This is a genomic window from Streptomyces sp. NBC_00224, from assembly GCF_041435195.1.
Taxonomy (GTDB): Bacteria; Actinomycetota; Actinomycetes; order Streptomycetales; family Streptomycetaceae; genus Streptomyces.
In genome coordinates, this window is sequence record NZ_CP108106.1 from 318,808 (window position 1) to 336,041 (window position 17,234).

The 17,234-nt window shown below is 68.1% G+C and carries 18 protein-coding genes and 1 pseudogene; 12 read left to right on the plus strand and 7 right to left on the minus strand.

Annotated elements, in window-relative coordinates:
* Positions 1 to 150: 150 nt before the first annotated feature.
* Positions 151 to 801, minus strand: coding sequence for an HD domain-containing protein (locus tag OG965_RS01540; RefSeq protein WP_371648274.1), 651 nt, complete (start codon positions 799 to 801; stop codon positions 151 to 153).
* Between the two features lie 71 nt (positions 802 to 872).
* On the opposite strand from OG965_RS01540, the gene OG965_RS01545 reads away from it, so the two are divergent.
* Complete coding sequence (locus OG965_RS01545) at positions 873 to 1,823, plus strand: GlxA family transcriptional regulator (protein WP_371648276.1); 951 nt, start codon at positions 873 to 875, stop codon at positions 1,821 to 1,823.
* 1,310 nt (positions 1,824 to 3,133) lie between these two features.
* Here OG965_RS01545 and OG965_RS01550 read toward each other — a convergent pair.
* Positions 3,134 to 3,745 (minus strand): winged helix-turn-helix transcriptional regulator, encoded by a 612-nt coding sequence (locus OG965_RS01550; protein WP_371648278.1) that lies wholly within the window; start codon positions 3,743 to 3,745, stop codon positions 3,134 to 3,136.
* Between the two features lie 200 nt (positions 3,746 to 3,945).
* On the opposite strand from OG965_RS01550, the gene nadC reads away from it, so the two are divergent.
* From nadC to OG965_RS01565, 3 genes are all read left to right on the plus strand, one after another.
* Positions 3,946 to 4,839 carry a carboxylating nicotinate-nucleotide diphosphorylase gene (gene nadC, locus OG965_RS01555; protein ID WP_371648280.1) on the plus strand — a complete coding sequence of 298 codons (894 nt, stop codon included), beginning with the start codon at positions 3,946 to 3,948 and terminating at the stop codon, positions 4,837 to 4,839.
* On the plus strand, positions 4,827 to 5,684 hold the full coding sequence (locus OG965_RS01560; protein ID WP_371648282.1) for a PhzF family phenazine biosynthesis protein: 858 nt from the start codon (positions 4,827 to 4,829) through the stop codon (positions 5,682 to 5,684). Before nadC ends, OG965_RS01560 begins: the two co-directional genes overlap by 13 nt.
* 378 nt (positions 5,685 to 6,062) lie before the next feature.
* The gene (locus OG965_RS01565) at positions 6,063 to 6,356 is read left to right on the plus strand and encodes a DUF1330 domain-containing protein (RefSeq protein ID WP_371648284.1); all 294 of its coding nucleotides are present in this window, start codon (positions 6,063 to 6,065) and stop codon (positions 6,354 to 6,356) included.
* On the opposite strand, the gene OG965_RS01570 is transcribed toward OG965_RS01565, so the two are convergent.
* On the minus strand, positions 6,337 to 6,642 hold the full coding sequence (locus tag OG965_RS01570) for a hypothetical protein (protein WP_371648285.1): 306 nt from the start codon (positions 6,640 to 6,642) through the stop codon (positions 6,337 to 6,339). The genes OG965_RS01565 and OG965_RS01570 overlap by 20 nt on opposite strands.
* Positions 6,643 to 7,067: 425 nt before the next feature.
* On the opposite strand from OG965_RS01570, the gene OG965_RS01575 reads away from it, so the two are divergent.
* From OG965_RS01575 to OG965_RS01590, 4 genes are all read left to right on the plus strand, one after another.
* Positions 7,068 to 7,367, plus strand: coding sequence for a Tn3 family transposase (locus OG965_RS01575; protein ID WP_371648287.1), 300 nt, complete (start codon positions 7,068 to 7,070; stop codon positions 7,365 to 7,367).
* 61 nt (positions 7,368 to 7,428) lie between these two features.
* On the plus strand, positions 7,429 to 8,085 hold the full coding sequence (locus OG965_RS01580; protein WP_371648289.1) for a TetR/AcrR family transcriptional regulator: 657 nt from the start codon (positions 7,429 to 7,431) through the stop codon (positions 8,083 to 8,085).
* The gene (locus OG965_RS01585) at positions 8,082 to 9,509 is read left to right on the plus strand and encodes an MFS transporter (protein ID WP_371648290.1); all 1,428 of its coding nucleotides are present in this window, start codon (positions 8,082 to 8,084) and stop codon (positions 9,507 to 9,509) included. The genes OG965_RS01580 and OG965_RS01585 overlap by 4 nt, the downstream gene beginning before the upstream one ends.
* A gap of 52 nt (positions 9,510 to 9,561) precedes the next feature.
* Complete coding sequence (locus OG965_RS01590; RefSeq protein ID WP_371648292.1) at positions 9,562 to 9,693, plus strand: recombinase family protein; 132 nt, start codon at positions 9,562 to 9,564, stop codon at positions 9,691 to 9,693.
* Between the two features lie 697 nt (positions 9,694 to 10,390).
* Here the strand turns inward: OG965_RS01590 and OG965_RS01595 are convergent.
* Positions 10,391 to 11,008, minus strand: a complete 618-nt coding sequence (locus OG965_RS01595) for a hypothetical protein (RefSeq protein WP_371648294.1) — start codon at positions 11,006 to 11,008, stop codon at positions 10,391 to 10,393.
* A 1,363-nt stretch (positions 11,009 to 12,371) separates the two neighbouring features.
* Between OG965_RS01595 and OG965_RS01600 the strand changes: the two genes are divergently transcribed.
* Together OG965_RS01600 and OG965_RS01605 are read left to right on the plus strand one after the other, a co-directional pair.
* Positions 12,372 to 12,731 (plus strand): hypothetical protein, encoded by a 360-nt coding sequence (locus tag OG965_RS01600; protein WP_371648296.1) that lies wholly within the window; start codon positions 12,372 to 12,374, stop codon positions 12,729 to 12,731.
* A gap of 60 nt (positions 12,732 to 12,791) precedes the next feature.
* Positions 12,792 to 12,995, plus strand: a complete 204-nt coding sequence (locus tag OG965_RS01605; RefSeq protein ID WP_371657183.1) for a hypothetical protein — start codon at positions 12,792 to 12,794, stop codon at positions 12,993 to 12,995.
* Between the two features lie 711 nt (positions 12,996 to 13,706).
* Here the strand turns inward: OG965_RS01605 and OG965_RS01610 are convergent.
* From OG965_RS01610 to OG965_RS01620, 3 genes are all read right to left on the minus strand, one after another.
* Entirely contained in the window at positions 13,707 to 14,072 is a 366-nt protein-coding gene (locus tag OG965_RS01610; RefSeq protein ID WP_371648298.1) for a PH domain-containing protein, read from the minus strand.
* A gap of 298 nt (positions 14,073 to 14,370) precedes the next feature.
* Entirely contained in the window at positions 14,371 to 14,589 is a 219-nt protein-coding gene (locus tag OG965_RS01615; protein ID WP_371648300.1) for an MBL fold metallo-hydrolase, read from the minus strand.
* Positions 14,590 to 15,579: 990 nt separating this feature from the next.
* Positions 15,580 to 16,380: a hypothetical protein gene (locus tag OG965_RS01620; RefSeq protein WP_371648302.1), complete on the minus strand. Its 801-nt coding sequence runs from the start codon at positions 16,378 to 16,380 to the stop codon at positions 15,580 to 15,582.
* A gap of 395 nt (positions 16,381 to 16,775) precedes the next feature.
* Between OG965_RS01620 and OG965_RS01625 the strand changes: the two genes are divergently transcribed.
* Both OG965_RS01625 and OG965_RS01630 read left to right on the plus strand, forming a co-directional pair.
* Positions 16,776 to 16,898, plus strand: coding sequence for a hypothetical protein (locus tag OG965_RS01625; RefSeq protein WP_371648304.1), 123 nt, complete (start codon positions 16,776 to 16,778; stop codon positions 16,896 to 16,898).
* A gap of 71 nt (positions 16,899 to 16,969) precedes the next feature.
* Positions 16,970 to 17,041: pseudogene (locus tag OG965_RS01630) on the plus strand (hypothetical protein); the annotation flags it as partial.
* Between the last annotated feature and the right edge of the window lie 193 nt (positions 17,042 to 17,234).

Here is a 17,234-nt window from a genome sequence, read left to right on the forward strand (position 1 = left end):
CCCTGCTCCCGTGAGACCGCATCAGGTCATCAGTCGGCCGAACGCCCTGGCATCACGCGAAGATGTCAGCGCGCGGATCTGGTGCACGGCGGCCCGTCGGAGTGCCCGCTGCCGACGCTACGCCCGTGCGGCGCGATGCCGGCGTCGGCGTCAAGAACCCCAGCGGGAGGCCCGCGCCGCGAGTTCGAGGGCGGTGACGGCGCCGGGTTCGCCGCGCTCGCGGAGGAATTCGCCGGGGACGGTGTAGCGGGCGCCGGCCTGCGGGGAGCGCGCGGCCTGCCGCACGACGTCGTCGACCAGCACGGTGGCCATGTCGAGGCGCGGGTAGCGGCCGTGGAGCGCCTCGCCCTGGGCGTCGGTGACGAACTCGGTTCCGAAGCCGATGTCGACTCCGATGCCCCGGCGGGTGAGGTAGGCCAGCACACCACGGCGCTCCGCGATGCCGTCCGAGGTGTGCAGGGCGATCGCCTCCCACACCGGGTCGGTCTTGTCAGCGCCATAGCCGTGCTCGGCGAGGAACCCGGCGGCCATATCGGCGCCTTCGACCTCGAAGCGCGCCTGGCCCGGGGCCGACGGCGAGGCCCCGAGGTCGTGCAGCACGCAGGCGTGGAAGAGGAGTTCGGCATCGAAGTCGATGCCGGGCTTCAGCCCTTCGTGTTCGGCCAGCAGCTCGGCGAACACGTAGCTGCGGATGCTGTGGTTGGCGACCGGCTCGCTCTCACGCGACCGAACGAGCTCGACGGCGGCACGGGCGACGGGAGTGTCCGGGAGTGCCGGCAGAAGGCGGGCTTCAGTGTCCATGAGGCGACCGTAGGCGCGTATCGGACCCAACCGTCAGTGGCACGGGTGCCATGGAACGATAGAATCGTGCCATGACGAGCCGGGCATCAGACGGGGCACACCACGTGGTCGTGGTGGCCCTCGAAAACGTCCTCGCGTTGGACATCGGGATCCCCTGGCAGGTCTTCGGGAGCTGGCAGAACGGCCCGTACACGCTCACGGTCTGCGCCGAACGGCCCGGCCCCGTCCCGATGCACGGCGGCCCTCCGCTGTCCGTCACGCACGGTCTGGACTGCCTGACATCCGCCGACACCGTGATCGTCCCGGGCTACCTGGAGCCGGACGTGCCCTCCGCCGAGGTGACCGCCGCACTGGCGGGGGCGGCAGCCCGCGGCACCCGCATGGCGTCCATCTGCACCGGCGCGTTCGCCCTCGCCGCCGCCGGACTGCTCGACAGCCGCCGGGCCACCACGCACTGGCTGTACGCGCAGGAGCTGGCCCGGCGATACCCCAGGGTGACGGTCGTGCCCGAGGACCTGTACATCGACGAGGGCCAGGTGCTCACTTCAGGCGGAGTCTCCTCCGGCCTGGACCTGTGCCTCCACCTCATCCGCCGCGACCACGGCCCCCGCCTGGCGAACCAGCTGGCCCGCCTGCTGGTAGCCGCCCCCCACCGCACCGGCGGCCAGGCCCCGTTCATCGACCTGCCGGTACGACCCGAGCCGTCCGACAGCCCCGCGCTGTACGACTGGGCCCTGCGCAACCTGCACCAGCCGCTCACCGTCGACCAGTTGGCGCGCCGGGCCGGCGTGTCTCGCCGGACCCTGATCCGCCGCTTCCACACCGACACGGGCCTGCCGCCCATGCGATGGCTGCTCGACGCCCGGCTCGCCCGCGCACGCGAACTCCTCGAATCCGGCGACCTCACAGTCGAAGCCGTCGCACGCCACTGCGGCCTGGGCACCCCGGCCAACTTCCGGACCCTGTTCAAGGCACACGTCGGAGTGCCGCCCAGTGTCTACCGCGCGACGTTCGTCGGCTGACGGACGCCCGGGCCGCGAGCCGGCGTCGACGAGACGCGCGCCCGCCGCCGCTGGTGTCGGCATCGGTCCGGATGCCTGGTCCATTCCCTGCTCACTGCGGCCCCGCTCACGAACATCGTGTAGACGAGTGCCGATGCACGCCTGCATGTGAGCGGGCCCCGTGGGCGCGCACGACTCCGCTGATCTCATAGGCACCAACACTGCAATCGTCGGCAGCGGCCGACACATGCCGTTGCCGGTGAAGGCATCGCTGCATTTCAGGAACCTGTTTCGTCCTGACCAACGATTGGTGCCCCGGACACTGCTGCTTGGACGTCGAGCGAACAGCTGGCCCGATGTCACATCCGGCGGCCGCACACTGCTCATGTGCAGCACAGTGGCCACCTGGTAGCCCAGCCCACTCCCGATCATTCCCAGAGCTTCCCAGCCCACCCCCATCCCCTCCACCCCAGGACTGCCCGGACCAAGATCCGGACCATTCCCGGACCAGCCCACGTCAGGTATCCGCACCAACTGCCGTTTCCGCTGGTCAGCATGGGCGTAACTGGTGTACCACCAGCAGACGAAGAACCTGCTCGTGTCGTACTCGCCGAAGAAGCTCGGCTTCCTTTAAGGGGATGAGAAAAGGCGACTGAACTGAGATTTTACCCATCAGCCGCCTTCCGCTTGGCTGGCTCAGAGCAAGAACCGGTCCATGCATATCTGCCGCTATCTCCCACCGCCGCCCCGCTCCCAACCAGTGCTTCCGGACCAGTCACGGACCAACACCCAGCTCACCAGCAGGTGCCGGGCATGACTGGCGCGGGCCCAGTCCCGCCCGGACCTCTTTCTCGTGTGTGGATCGAACCCCGAGGCAGGCTACGCTGCGTTCCCGTTGCCGCGCAGCAGAGGCGGGCTGAGCAGCCATGCGCTCCCCCGACGGTAGAGGTTGGCCGCCCACACAATGCTGTGGCGACAGCGGTGTATTCGATCTTCCTGCGGATCTCCTCCAGGGCAACCGAGACGATGGCGAGATGATCGAAGGCCAACGCCTCTGCCTCATCCACCAGTTGTGAGACAGGAGCCCAGAACCGCCAGAGCGCCCAGCGAGACCGTGGCAGCCAGCTGACCGGTCACCGGACCGTACGCCGAGACCCCGCTCGTCAGCTTCGGATTCGAATCGGCCGTATGGGCCACCTAGGAGGCGTATTGACCTGGCGGTTGCTTTCACGAGGATTGGCGGAGGTTTCGCGCCTGTCCCCGGCGCTCGGCCGAGCGCCGGCAACCTCGTGACCCGGCGGTCCCGCCCCGCATCCGATCCGAGGCGGGCGTCAGTCCGCGGAGTCCCTCTCCGGCGTCCCGTCGTCCACGGTGTCCGGATGTGAGACGCGGCTGGCGGACTGGTCGTCGGTGTGGTCCGCCCCTTGCGGGTCGATCGTGGCCGCCCAGCGTTCCGCCCAGCGGGCGAGGGGGTTCAGGGCGTGGCGCGCCTCCTGTCCCAGCGAGGTGAGCTCGTAGCGGCTGTCCGGTAGTTGGTGAATCACCTGGGCATCCAGCAGTTCGGTCAGGCGCTGCCGCATCACGCTGGAGGACATGTCGTCGCACCGCTTCTGCAAGGGGCGGAATCCAAGCGGGCCCGCGCGAAGCTCCCACAGGATGCGCAGACTCCACCGCCGCCCGAACAGATCGAGTGCGGCCATGAGGGGGCGGCCGGTGGTCGAGCCGCGAACAGGATTGCCAGGTCTGGGTGTTGCCATGTCGGGATGTCCAGCTCTCCAGGGTTGATGCTTCGAATTCCGACACGCTAGCATCAGTGACCGCTTCGGAAATCGAAACGGAGGAGGCTGTTGTGGCACCTGCCCCCGACTACCTGGGTGACAGGCGTTCCTCAAAGCCCGTGTAGACGGAGGCGAGACCGGCCGGGAGGACCGGTACGTGCGCATGGTGCCCCGAGTTCGGCGTCGGCGCCGAGTCGCACGGACGGCTCACTCGGAACCTGTTCGTGGCGGGGGGACGGGTGACCGGCACGTGGGAGATCGAGTACAGGATCCACCAGGCTGCGAACCGGCCCAGCGGAACTTCAGTGCTGCCTCGTCGGCAGTTGCCGCCACCAAGCCAACATCCACTCAGAGCTGGAGACCAGATGACCACGACCGAGTTTCCCTCGGCGGCAGCACGGGCCGCCGCCGCTGCCGCCCTGGCCGAGGACGCGTCAGGCAACGACATCACCACCGTGTGGAGCGTTCCCGAGGAACTGGTGGCCACGGCCGAGATCCGCACCCGGCAAAGCGGCATCGCCGCCGGCCTCCCCGTGGTCGCCGAGGTCTTCGCGCAGGTCGACCCCGAGGTCAAGGTCGAGCCGGCCGTCGCCGACGGCGCCCGACTGTCCGACGGCCAGGTCCTGGTGCACCTATCCGGTTCGGCGCGCAGCCTGATCACCGGGGAGCGTACGGCGCTGAACTTCCTGCAGCGCATGTGCGGCATCGCGACGCTGACCGACCGCTACGTCCAAGCTGTGGCAGGGACCAGGGCGCGCATCCTGGACACGCGCAAGACGGCGCCGGGCCTGCGCGCCCTGGACAAGTACGCGGTCACCGCCGGCGGCGGCCACAACCACCGCCTCGATCTCGCGGCGATGGTCCTGCTCAAGGAGAACCACATCGCCGCGGCGGGCGGGGTGACCGCCGCGATCGAGGCGGTCAGGCGCGGGATGGCGCGCACCGGGCAGACCATGGAAATCGATGTCGAGGTGCAGACCGTCACACAGGCCGCCGAGGCCCTCGACGCCGGAGCCCGCTGGATCATGCTCGACAACATGCCGGTGGCCGGCATCGAGCAGGTCGTGAAGTTCCGGGCCGGGCGGGCCGACGCTTCCCGGATCCTGCTGGAAGCCTCGGGCACCATCCGCCTGGACACAGTTCTCGACATCGCCGGGACGGGCGTCGACCTCATCTCGGTCGGGGCGTTGACGCACAGCGCGCCCACACTGGACCTGACCATGCTGCTGACCACCGGCCCGGTGCCATGTCCGAGGTAGCGCTCGTCGTCGCGTGTCAGCGAGACGGCGCGGGTGGCAGCCCGACCGCCGTTCTGGGTGATGCGGCGTTCACCGAGGAGGAGCGATGCCGCATTCCCGCGGCGTTGGGAACATCGCACGCCGTCTTCCTCCGCGCGACCGGAATCGAGCGTCGTCGGCCCGCGTACACACTGCGGTTCTTCACCGCCCAGGGCGAACTGCCCGCCTGTGGACACGGCACCGTCGCCGCCCTCGCCGTGCTCGCCGAACGGGAAGGCGGCGACCACGACTACCGCGCCGCCCTGCGTACGGCCCACCGCAGCTTCACCGGTCGGGCAAGCCGAAACGATGCCGGCCTGACGGCGTCGTTCGACCCGGGCCCGGTCAGCCTGCGTAGCACCGGTGGACCCGAACTGAGGGCAGTCGTAGGCGGCCTCGGACTGACAGAGGACGCGGTAGCCGGCGACGCCTGCGTGGCGTCGAACGGGCGGCCGAGGCTTCTGCTGCCCATCCGATCCCGCGCCGCACTGGCCGAACTCACGCCGGACTTAACCCTGTTGCGCGCAGCCTGTGACCGCTACGGTCTGCTGGGCTGTTACGCCTACTCGCCCCCGGACCGACACGGCCGAGCAGCAGCCCGGATGTTCGCCCCGTCGATCGGCGTCCCCGAGGACATCGCCAACGCCAACAGCACGGCCTGCCTGGCAGCCCATGCTGCCGGGTTCGGCACACACCGCCTCGCTGTCGACATGGGTGATCACCTCGGCAGCCCGTCCACCATCACAGCGACCGCCCACCGCGACCGCACGGGACACCGGATCCGAGTCGGCGGCCAGGCAGCGATCGTGCGCACGGTCATGCGATGAGGCCTGCGCGCCTCAAGGCGAAGGTGCCGGTCCGCAGCAGCTCCTGTGAGAGCCCGGCCAGTTCTGGCGGCATCTGTGGCAGGGGCTCAGGGTTGATGGCCGATCACGTCGTACTGGTGCGACTCGCACCTACCTGTCGGCTCCTCTCCGTTCCAGTCCGGGCCGCGGCCCTTCCGGCGAGGCCAGTCATCGACTCGACCGGCTCTGGCTCGTCCTCGCCCGCCGACGCCCACCCGAGACCAATCCGATCGCAGCCCCCGGCCGGTTGATCGAGGCCGTCCGGCTTCGACGCCGTCTCCGTCGGCTCGCTGACCCACAGCGCGCCGGCCATGGATCTGAGCATGCTTCTGATCATCAATTCCGAACACAGGAGATACCGTGGCCAAGGGCTACTGGGTCAGCGTCTACCGCACCATCGCAGACCCTGAGAGGCTTGCTGCCTACGACAAGCTGGCCGGTCCAGCCGTCAAGGCCGCGGGCGGGCGGCTGCTCTCCCGCGGCAGCCGGGTCGTCGCACACGACGCCGGAATCGCCGAGCGCACCGTCCTGATCGAGTTCGACAGCTTCGAACAGGCGGTCGCCGCACGCGCGAGTGCGGCCTACCAGGAGGCACTGGCCGTACTTGCTGACTGCGTCGAGCGCGACTTCCGCATCATCGAAGGCCTCGACTGACGACCGATGCCGCGTCAGGGAGGAACACCGACGCCGAGGACGATCGCTTGCCGTGGCCCGCGCACAGGGCGGGGGCGAAAATGCTGAGGTCTCCGCCGACCTGCGCGGGTTTGCGCCACATCCCGTTCTCCAGGCAGCTCCACATCACCGCCTTGTCCTTGCGGACCAACGCGACGTGGAGCCTTCCGTCGAAGGAGGCCAGAGCGGGCGGGGTGATGCTCTTCCGCGGAAGAGTGATCAGCACGCTCCAGCGGTTACCGGTACGCGCGGCGTATTCGAGGGCCAAACCAGCTATTCCCGCGCAACACCCGCAGCCTGGGCCACTTCCCGCCCGGAGCCGCGCACTGGCTCACCCAACTCGACGACGGCACACTGCCACAAGAATGCAGATGGAGGGTGGCGCCATCCGACAACATCGCCACGGTCAACTGGCCGTACCCAAAATCGTCCAAGAGAACGACATAGATCGTCCGGACGGAGCGGGACCTCGACTTGGAGAGATCGACTTCCAAGTTGTACCGGCCCGGTCGGCAAGGTGCACAGGCCAACGGTCCGCGGAACGGCAGGGAGACCGCTCGGGACTCCCCCAGGGCAGCGGACAGGACGACATGCCCCGTCGAGACACTTGCCCTTCCGGTGGCACCCAGTCCGCGGCAGACACGCTGGCCGGCAGTATGAAGGACAACGTCAGGGAAGGACTCCGCGAATCCGGTGCCCGGCCGGGCCAAGGGGCAGCCTGCACGCCGGCTACCGCCCCTGCACCTGCTCCAGTCGAGCCTCGTACACATCAACGCACTGCTGCTTCAGCAGGTCCTCGCCGAACCGGCCTGGGCGAAGAAGCTGAGCGACGAGGACCCGCGTGGGCTGACCGCGCTGTTCTGGTCGAACATCAACCCGTACGGCACGTTCCGCCTCGACATGAACAAGCGCCTCGGCCTGTCGGGCGTGACCATTCCCGGTCAGCGTGCCGCCGTGAGCGAGCGAGCCGAGGCGGCCCCCGCCACCCGCTGAGGATTATGATCACTCACCAATATGAGTAGACAGTGTCTACTGTGCACGGTAGACACAGTCTATGACTGATGAGAGCTCCCTTCGGGAGCGGTTGATCGATGTCGGGGTCGACCTTGTGCTGACCGAGGGCTCCGCGTCCGTGGGCCTGCGGGAAATAGCCCGTCGAGCGGGGGTGTCGCACGGGGCGCCACGCCGGTACTTCCCCACGCACCACGCGCTGCTCTCGGCTATCGCCCGTCGCGGCTTCGAGGATCTCGCAGCCAGATTCGAGGCCGCGGTCGCCCGCACGACCACACCGCGCGGCCAGTTGGAGGCTCTCGCGCGGGCGTACGTCGGATACGCACTGGAACGCCGCGGCATGTTCGAACTCATGTGGCGGCACGACCTGCTCGACAGCGCGGCGCAGGCATCGGACCAACCGAAGCTGCGCGAGTCGACCCTCCCGCTGTTCGGGCACATCACCGGACTCGTCGCCCGATGCCGATCGGAGCGGGATGCCGCGCAACGCACCGACGGGCCGAACGAGGCCGCACCGCCGCCTGCCGTGACCGCCGCCGCCCTGTGGTCAAACCTGCACGGCATCGCCCAGCTGTGGGCCTGGGGCAGCCTGCAACTCGCCCTCGGCGCCCCACCGCTGGACGGCGACCCCGGCGACAACCAACGCGACCGGCTCATCGCGACAGTTCTGGACGCCCATCTCGGCCCGGCGACCTCATGACCGCACCCGCACAGCGCCAGATGGCACTTCTGGTCAGCGTGGTCGGCGCGATGATCGTCGCACTGGACGGAACCATCCTGCTCATGGCGCAGCCCGGAATGCAGCGTGATCTCGGCGCGAGCGTGGCGCAGATCCAGTGGACGAGCACCGGCTATCTGGTCGCCGTGGCCGCGCTACTCGTGATCGCCGGGCGCCTCGGGGATCGGTACGGGCACCCCCGCCTACTGTTCGTCGGCGTCCTCGGTTTCGGGGCTGCCTCGGCCGGGATCGCGCTCGCGCCGGACGTCGGCTGGGTGATCGTCCTGCGCGCGGTGCAGGGCGGGTTCGCCGCGTTCCTACAACCTGCGACGCTCGCGCTGCTACGGCTGGCGTATCCCGCGGACCGGCTCGGCACGCCGATCGCCATCCGCACCAGTGCGATCGCGGTAGCGGCAGGGTCCGGTCCGCTCCTGGGCGGTGTTCTCATAGCTCATCTGGGATGGCGCGCCGTCTTCTGGATCAACGTGCCCCTCGCGTTCGTCATCGCCGTCCTCGCCCTCGCCATACGGGCGCCGACACCTCAACGTGCCAACTCTCCACGGCTCAACCTCACCAGCACGGGCCTGCTGGCGGTCGCGCTCGCAACCCTGGTCCACGCCTTGTCCGATGTACCCGCGCGGGGGTGGACCGCCGCGCCGACGCTGCTCGAATTCCTCGCCGTCATCGGCGTCGCAACGGTGCTCACCTGGCACGAACGCCGCACCACGCACCCGATCGTTCCACCAGCCGTAGCGCGGTCCGTACCGGTGACGGCGTCGATGGCGATTCTGCTGGTCACCACCGCCGGCGTGTTCGGCGCGCTGTTCAGGGCCACGTTCTACCTCCAGGACGTACTTCGCCTCGACCCACTCGCCAGCGGTCTGCGCGTGCTCCCGCTGACCGTGCTCATGGTCCTCGGCTCACCCGCCGCGGTCGCCGCACTGCGCCGGTACGGTGCGCGCCGCACCGCGGTCGCCGGTACGGTCCTCGTCGTGGTCGGCATCGCGGGGCTGTCCCGGCTCGGTCCCGCCAGCACATGGATGGCCATGGCTGCAGTCTTTGCCGCCATCGGTGCCGGGTTCGCCGCCGTGATGGTCACCGCCACCGGGACCGTCGTCGGTGACGCGCCGCCCGGGTACGCCGGAGTCGTCGGCGGGCTCAAGCAGACCGCCATGAACATCGGGCCGACCTTCGGCATCGCCGTCGCGGCCACCGCAACCGGCTCGGCTGTTTCAACCATGAGCTCCACTCTGCTGATCCTGGCCTCACTCGCCGCGCTCGGCCTGCTGCCCGCGTCGCGGCTGCCCCGGCGGCCGGCCCACCAGGAAGGAGACGACACGACCGCCTCACGCCCGGCGCAAGCACCAACACCACAGGCGGCACCCGCTCGACACACAAACAGTTGAGCAAGCGGCGAACACACCCAGGCTGATCCGGCTCGACCGGCACTCCCGCTCCGTGCTCCACCTGGTGACGCTCGGCGCTGACCTGCGCGAGCGCGGCATCGGGCTGCACGTGATCGAGCAGGGCATCGACACGTCCACGATGGAGGGACGGGCGATGTTCGGGATGCTGTCCGTGCTGGCCTAGCTCCAGCGCGAACTGATCGTGGCGGACACCAACGATGGGCTCGCCTCCGCCCGCGCCCGGGGCCGGGTTGGCGGACGCCGGTCGAAGCTCACCGAGGACCCGGCTGCGCTCGCCCAACGGCTCTACGACGAGCAGGAGAAGACGGTCAAGCAATCGCCGACATGTTCGGCGTGCCGCGGTCGACGGTGTACGGGCACCTCGACAAGACCAAGACCGTGCCCCGCCAACCCAAGAAGACCGCGGTCACGAAGTCCTGGCGGTCCATATCCTGCACGCCTCTCACCCACCCGTGCCGCGCGGACGAAACTGTGCGCTGGCTGACGGACCCGGTGGTCGCCCTCTCCCCCCGCATCCGCGTCGTCGCCCTCGTCGACGCACCTCTCCCAGTCCTGGAAGCGGTCGTACGGTGCAGCCGGTCGGCGCGGGTAATGCCGGAGACGTGCCTACTCCACCGCACCGCCCCCCCCACTCCCCCGGCACGACAACCCCCCGCAGACCCGCCCCGCAGTTCCGCAGGACCCAGCCACGTCACCGGCCTCTCCACGATTCCGGCTCCTGGGATCTCACGAGTCGCGAGATCCCAGGAGCCTGCCTGAATTCAGTGGAAGATCGGCTCGCCCAGCGGATGTGCCGACGGAATCCCTGGCCGCCGCGCGTCCTGGCGGTCCCGGAGCGTTCCCGCCCAGCGCCATGGCACTCAGTACAGCTTGTTCACCGCTGTCCGCAGGGTGTTCTTCCACGCGGCCACGGGCGGATCCCCCCAATAGCTCGACCACAGGACCAGCGTGACCGTGTCCCCGTCGCGGCCCACACCCCACAAGTAGTTGAAGTCGGGGCGCTCAGGGTTGTTGGCGTTGAAGGTGTGCATCCCCTGGAGGGTTGCCCCCTCCTCCACGTCCACCACGCCGTGGTCGTAGCCGGTCGCGGTCACGCCGGGGGGCTGCGGGCGGTTCATGCAGTCGACGTAGTCCTGTCGGGCCGCGTCCGCGAACGCGACGGCCTCGGCCTCCGTGGGGAACGCCACCACCTTCTGCCGGGCGAACGCGGTCTCCGCGGTGGTGAAGTCCCGGTGCCAGACGTTCACCTCGGCAGGCCCCGCCGGCCAGCCCGCCGGGCAGCCGTACTCCTCGCCCCACCCCCGCGAGACCGGTGCAGCGCGCCACGACTCGGTCGTGGGCAGGTCGGAGATGTACAAGGTCCCCGGCCTCGGCCGCCACTGGTCGGCACTCGTGGCCGGGCCCGACGCGACCACTACCGCCAGCACCGCAGCCCCCACCACGACGACGCCCCCTCGTATCCCTCTACGTACCCTCATGGTTTCCCCTTCCCCCTGTGCGTCTCGATCGCGATGCCCATCTCGGCCGGGCCGGAACCCCGCTCCAGCGTGGGGTGCCTGCGTCCAGGAGACCGGATCTTCGATCACAATGACCTGAAATCCGCCGCCACTGACCGGAAACGACAAACGCCACTAGAAGGGAGTCGCGCACTCCGGGTTAGGCAAACCCGTGAGGCGGGCTCGACAACCCATGCGTCGCATGCACCTCAGAACAACGGCTTCGGATCGGAACTGAAGAAACAGGCGTACAGCGTGCCGACACTGCGCCGGGGCGGAGCTATGCCCAGCTCGGGGAACCCGGGGACGGAGCGCGGGGGGCGGGTGCGTCTAGGCATGGGACCTCCAACGCGGGAGCTCGGCTGAGTACCACAGTCGTGGTCCAGTACGGATCGGATTTGGTATATCGACTTCGGATGGCACGGCAACGGTGGTAGCGACAGCAGAGCACCTGCCATGAACGTGCTATTTGCGAATAGTTTCTTACCCTTTCGGTCATGCCGTGTCCGCCCCGCAACACCGAGGTTTAGCGTCCTCCCTCAGTCGAGGAGAAAGGCGCTAAAAATGCCGAACAGTAATAATCCGCCACAGTTCGAATTGATCTGCGGACCGGTGCACTTGGTCATTGAGCGTGTACCTACATGGCTCGTCACGCTGGTGACGACAACGGCCACGGGAGCGGGGGCCGCCTGGTGGGCGAGCCGCTAGGACTGTCTCAACAGACCCAGCGGGCCTGTAGCGTTGCCCTTGCTCGTTGGTTGAGTTGGGGTCAGGCCGCCGGTTCGAGTCCGGCCGTCACCGTCTCCGCCTCCTTGCTCGTCATGCACACGTTCGAACTCATCTGGCACGTCCTCTCGACGAAGGCACGCCGTTGGTTGACGGAACACGTAAGGAAGGGGGTGCGGAGCATGGTCCATGTCAACTTGTCCGTCTTGGTGGCGGGGGCTGGTGTCGCGGGAGGGGCGTACCACCTGGCCCACAGCTGAACCAACGAGCGTCACACAGTGGATCAGTCCGCATACGTCGTCCGCTCGCGCATCACAGCCTCTCGCCGAGAAGGTGCCTGCCGGGAGTCTTGCTGGTGCCGTACTCAGGGTGCATTGCATCAGCTGCGCCGCCGGGCGTGTCTGCGTCGCGGATGGCCAGGCCGACCGGCTTGCCATCGGCTCGCACGACGCTGGTACGGACATTGATTGCCGCTGCGGTCCGGTGGCAGCCGCCGCGAACCCGAGCGCCATGGCACTCCCCGGATACCGGGGTTGAAACTGCCGCTGCGGCAGCTTCTACCGTTGCGAACAGGGCCGGAGAGACCGGCCCGGTGGAAGGATTCGTGAGGGAGACGGCGATGGCGTGGCCGACCGCGGAGGTCGCCCGGATGTCGGGCGTCACGGCCCGGACACTGCGGCACTCCTGGCGGATCGCCGACCGCTTCCCCACGTCCGAGCAGGCGGCAGCCGCGACGGGCGACGCGGCCCGCGAGCTCGCCCGCCCCGTCGCGCGGCGCGCCCTGAACCAGCTGGTCACCGTAGAACTGACAGCGGGTGGCGCCGTCCGCTGGCAGCTCTCCTGGTCCCACCCGGCCGCCCCGCGCTACCCGACGGACGGCTTCGAGGACCTGCTTGAGGCGGCCCTGGACGCGACGATCGCCGACCAGCCCGACACCGAACCCCTGCCAAAGCTGGTACTTGCCCGGGCATCGGTCTGATCACCCTCGGAGTCCCCCAGGGTTCACGACTGTCCTGCTGGAGCGACGGACACTCGCCCAATGAGCCGCAGCACACCGCCGGGCAGCTGGTGCTGCCCCTGGTTCCGCGTCCACACAGAGCAGTTCGAGGCTGCGTTCCTGCCGAATGCCGGCGAGAACGTGGAGGCCGTGGACAACGTCGACGTCCTCGTGGACCTCAAGGACGGCTCCCGGTGGAGCGCAACCGTCATCACCCCAAAAACCAGCTGCGCGTGTCCACAGTGACTGCTGAGGGGTGCCCTGCAGGGTGTGCCACTCGTCGGCGCCGCGATACGAGATGGCGAGCCATACCCGCCCGGCCGGGGCATGTCGGCCTTAACGCTCTGACTGTCCAACACCCCCGCACTCGGGGTGGGTTCAGGACCTGCCCTGTGCGTTCGCGAACCCGCAGGGCGGCGAGAATTTCTTCCCAGCGGCCTTCAATCCGCCACATCCGCCAGTAGTGTTACACCGTCTGCCACCGTGGGAAGTCGTGCGGCAGCAAACGTCAGGCGCAGCCGGCCCGCCGCCAGTAGGCGAGGGCATCGATGAGCTCAGGCGCTGGTGCGTGGGCGGACGACCACCCGGCTTCGGCGGCGGCACCAACGGCGCGAGCACTACCCACTCAGCATCGGACAGATCCGTCGGATACACACGCCTACCAGCCATCTCCACCTCCCCGACATGCAGTAACCCTCAAGTCACCTGCCCTGAACGAGGCTTCTCAGACACCCACTGCGTCGTCGGCGCCCGAACGGGCAGTGCGTCGGACAGTGGTCAGGACCCGGGCAACCGAACGGACATGAAGGCTCCTGTACGTGAACGCCGACTGCACCTCAACGGCGCCAGAGGTGCAGCCCGGCACCGCCGGACGTGACCTTCAAGTCGTTGAAGGTCACGCCGTCCTCATAAGTCCGCAGTCGCCGAGCCGCGCGTTGCTCCCGCCGGACAGGGCCGTCAGCGGGCCACGAACTGCGTGAGGATCGCCTGCACCTCGTAGATGTCGACCCCCTTCGTGAATGTCTTCTGCAGTGGCGTCGGGTTGCTGGAGATCCAGATCTTCAGCTCGGCGTCCAGGTCGAAGTGCCCGGCCGTCTCCACCGCGAAGTGGGTGATGCTGCGGTACGGCACCGAGTGGTACTCGACCTTCTTACCGGTGATCCCCTGCTTGTCGACCATGATCAAGCGACGGTCGGTGAACAGCATGGTGTCGCGTATCAGCGTGTACGCGGCGTGCACCTGCTCGCCGTGGCCGAGCAGCCGCCCGTAGTCGCCCTGCGCCTTCGCCGGATCGACGGTGTGCGCGTTTCCGAACAGTGCCATGTCAGGCCCCCCACTCGACCGATCTGCAACCCCCGCATCCCTGGTGAAATGCCGGATCTTGACCACTGTATACGGGGGCAGGTGAGAGGAGTCGAAGGTCCGTGCGACTTGGAGACCTCAGGAGTCGTACGGGAACCGCTCCGGGCCCGGCTTGCCCGCCCCACACGCAAACGTCCGCGAACTCGGTCCCGCCGAGCACCGCCCGCGTCGCCGTCGTGATCCGGTTCACATCCCCACCTCCCCGAGGGCGCATCCACTACCAACTCACCTTCCCCGAAAAGGACTTCTCAGACACCCTCTAACAACTTGCGGAGAACCATGTCGTCAGCAGGGTCGCGTTCGGGCATTCCGCGAGAACCGCCAGGAGGTTGCCCGCGTGGTCGCGGTCGTCGTGGGTGAGGAAGATCCACCGTACGTCCAGAGGATCCACGACGGACCAGGCTGCCTCCAACCACTGGGAACGCACTGCGGGCGCCCCGGTGTCCACCAGGACCGGTTCGGCTCCCCGAATCACCATCGAATTCATCGGGAAGTGACCGACCGGCGGGGCCTCAAGGGCCCACGGGATGACGAAAGTCTCCTCTGCGATCTTGTACGGCTTTGGGCGGCCCGCCGTAGGCCCTTTATGTGCTCGCACGTGCCGGTCAGTCTTGGGCGCTTCGTGTCACCAAGCATTCCAGAGCCCGCCGTGACGGTGGCGGACCGGAGGGATATCTGCCTCGTCAAGGTCGTGGCCGGCGTAGTGCAGTCCGTGGATCCTCTGGGCTTCAAGTCGCCCCTGAAGCCGGGCCCGGCTTTCAGCCGTAGCGATCTCGGCAGAGAACGAGCCCTTTCTGCAATAGAGCACCATCCACTGCCAGGAGGTGACCCGGCGCAGCATCTTCGTAGGGATAGGGCGACGGCCTTCACGGGTGGCTTGGGCCAGTTCAGCGTGCGTGTAGCGCAGGTCGCACAGGGACATGGACTCCGAAGCGCCGTCTTGGACGCGGAGTTTGCTGGGAGTTGTGCGGACGGTTCGGGACATCGAGAGCCTCCGTAGGTACCTCTGGGCTTTCCAGAGGTACCTACGGGGGGTGCGTAGTGGTCAGCACGACTCAGCCCTCTCGTCGGTCGGACGATCTACCAGCAGGACAGTAGTCGCGCGGAGGTATGGAGACAGGGGTTTCCCTCTCGCCGCGTTGCCAGATCATGCCGCCGTCCGCCGTGCGTTCGGCAGCGTCGCGCCAGTCCTCCGCAGGAAGCGCGACCCGCTCAGATGGGGTACTCGGCCTGGGCAATGCACCGGTGGCCACCCGCTATGACAAGCGCCGCTACGTTCACTTCGGCACCGCAACCGCCGCAGCCCTCACCATCTCACTCCGAACTTGATCGGCCGGTCACGTCCCTGACTACTGCGGGCCGTTCCCCGCCTCCCCTGCCCCGACTCCGGAGGCCGTCGATCAATTGCCTACCCGGAAAACCTTGCCTGGCTGGATCGAAAAGCGCATGACCGAGAACCGTGAGGAGATCAGGCAAGGAGGCTACGGCCGGTCTCGTACAGGAGTTGCGCGACGCCGTCGGTGGAGTGCTGCAGAAGGGTCTCCATCAGACCATCCAGGGCCCGGCGTACGCGGCTCGGTTCAGGGGCGGGGCTGGTGCTCTCCTCTTCGAGACGGGAGGCATCGCGGACAATCTGGCCCCTGAGTTCCTCCGCGATCTCTACCCGCGGTGCGGCTGCGAGGACCTGGCGGGCGAAGTCGACGAACTGAGAGGGGTCGAAGCCAATGTTATTGTTCTGGGTGTTTTCCGAGCCGACTTGAATGTTGTGACCGCCATGAATATTGGTGGTGAAGGTCGGGAGATGGCCGTTCTGCATAAGGAAGTCCTTCACGAGGAGTGAGCTCTCGGCACACTGCACTCCTGTTCCAGTCAGCGTCAAGAGAGCCTTGAGCGGATACTGAGCGTTCCCTTCCTGAAGGGTAGCCAAGCCCCGCTCCATCAGAAAGGCCGCCGCTGCGCGCACCTCGTCGAGGGTCAGGGAGTCGCCGTACAGTTGCGATTGCGGCATCGCGAGGAACGCCTCGAGACCGACGGTGGGACTGTAGGAAGCGCGAAAGGCCGCGGCTATCAGGCCGTTGTGGGCATGCTGCTGGCGCCCTTCAGAGTCACGTCGCAGGTACAGGAGCCGCTGTGCTTCCAACTCACCGGCATGCGTCAGGCGATACGGGTCACCTCTGCGGAATACAAAGTTCCGTTCCAGCTGGTCTCGGCGAACCAGTTCGTTCAGGTCGGCCCGAAGTCTGAAGCGGTTACCCCGTCTCCACTCCACGGGAAATCCTCCGGACCAGCAAGATCTCCCATTCCCTGGGCACTGCGCTCGTACATCCACACCAGCAGGTACGCATCCGCCCCAACTCCCGTCATAGCCAGATGCTACGGCCGATCGCGTCTGTACAGACTGCTTCCGTGCAGTCCGGCCCCACCCCCAGCTCCGGTCCACTGCCGGCGGCCGCGCGCAGCGCCACGAATGATGCTGCCCTGCCCGTAGAGCACGTCCTTCAGGCCGGCATCGCATCCCTCCGCCATCGGCGGTGTACACCAGGGTGCGGTCAGCAGTGCTTCGGCAGTGCTAGAGACGCTCCACGTCCGAGAACCCGTTGTGCGCCAGCCGGATCAGGACACGCGGCCATGCCTTGATCCCAGCGAATTGACAGAACGTCAGCCGTGGCCCGCGCCACCGCGCGCGTCGCGCTCCTCGATGACGCGCGCTCCACACAGTCCGCCTACGTCGACCTGGACCGCCTGGCCGCCGTGGGCAGCGGCTTCTCGCTCGGCGTCAAACGGTGACTCGACCAGAACCTCACGGCGCGCTACGACCTGCCGCCCTCGCCCTGGCGTTCCAGGTCAGCACCAAGACCATGCTGCGCCGCTTCCGCGACGAGGCGAGCCAGACGCCCCTCGCGTATCTGCACACCGCCCGGGTGCGCCGGGCCAGGCAGCTGCTGGAAACGACCGAGAGGACCGTCGCGAGCATCGCCGCCCGGTCGGGTACCGCGACGTCGGGACGTTCGGCGCCCTCTTCGCCCGGCACACGGGACGGCAGCCGAGCGTGTATCGCGCCACGTTCCGCCGCCACGACGCACCCGACGGCTGAGCGCGGCGTCCCCCACACGCACCCCCGCC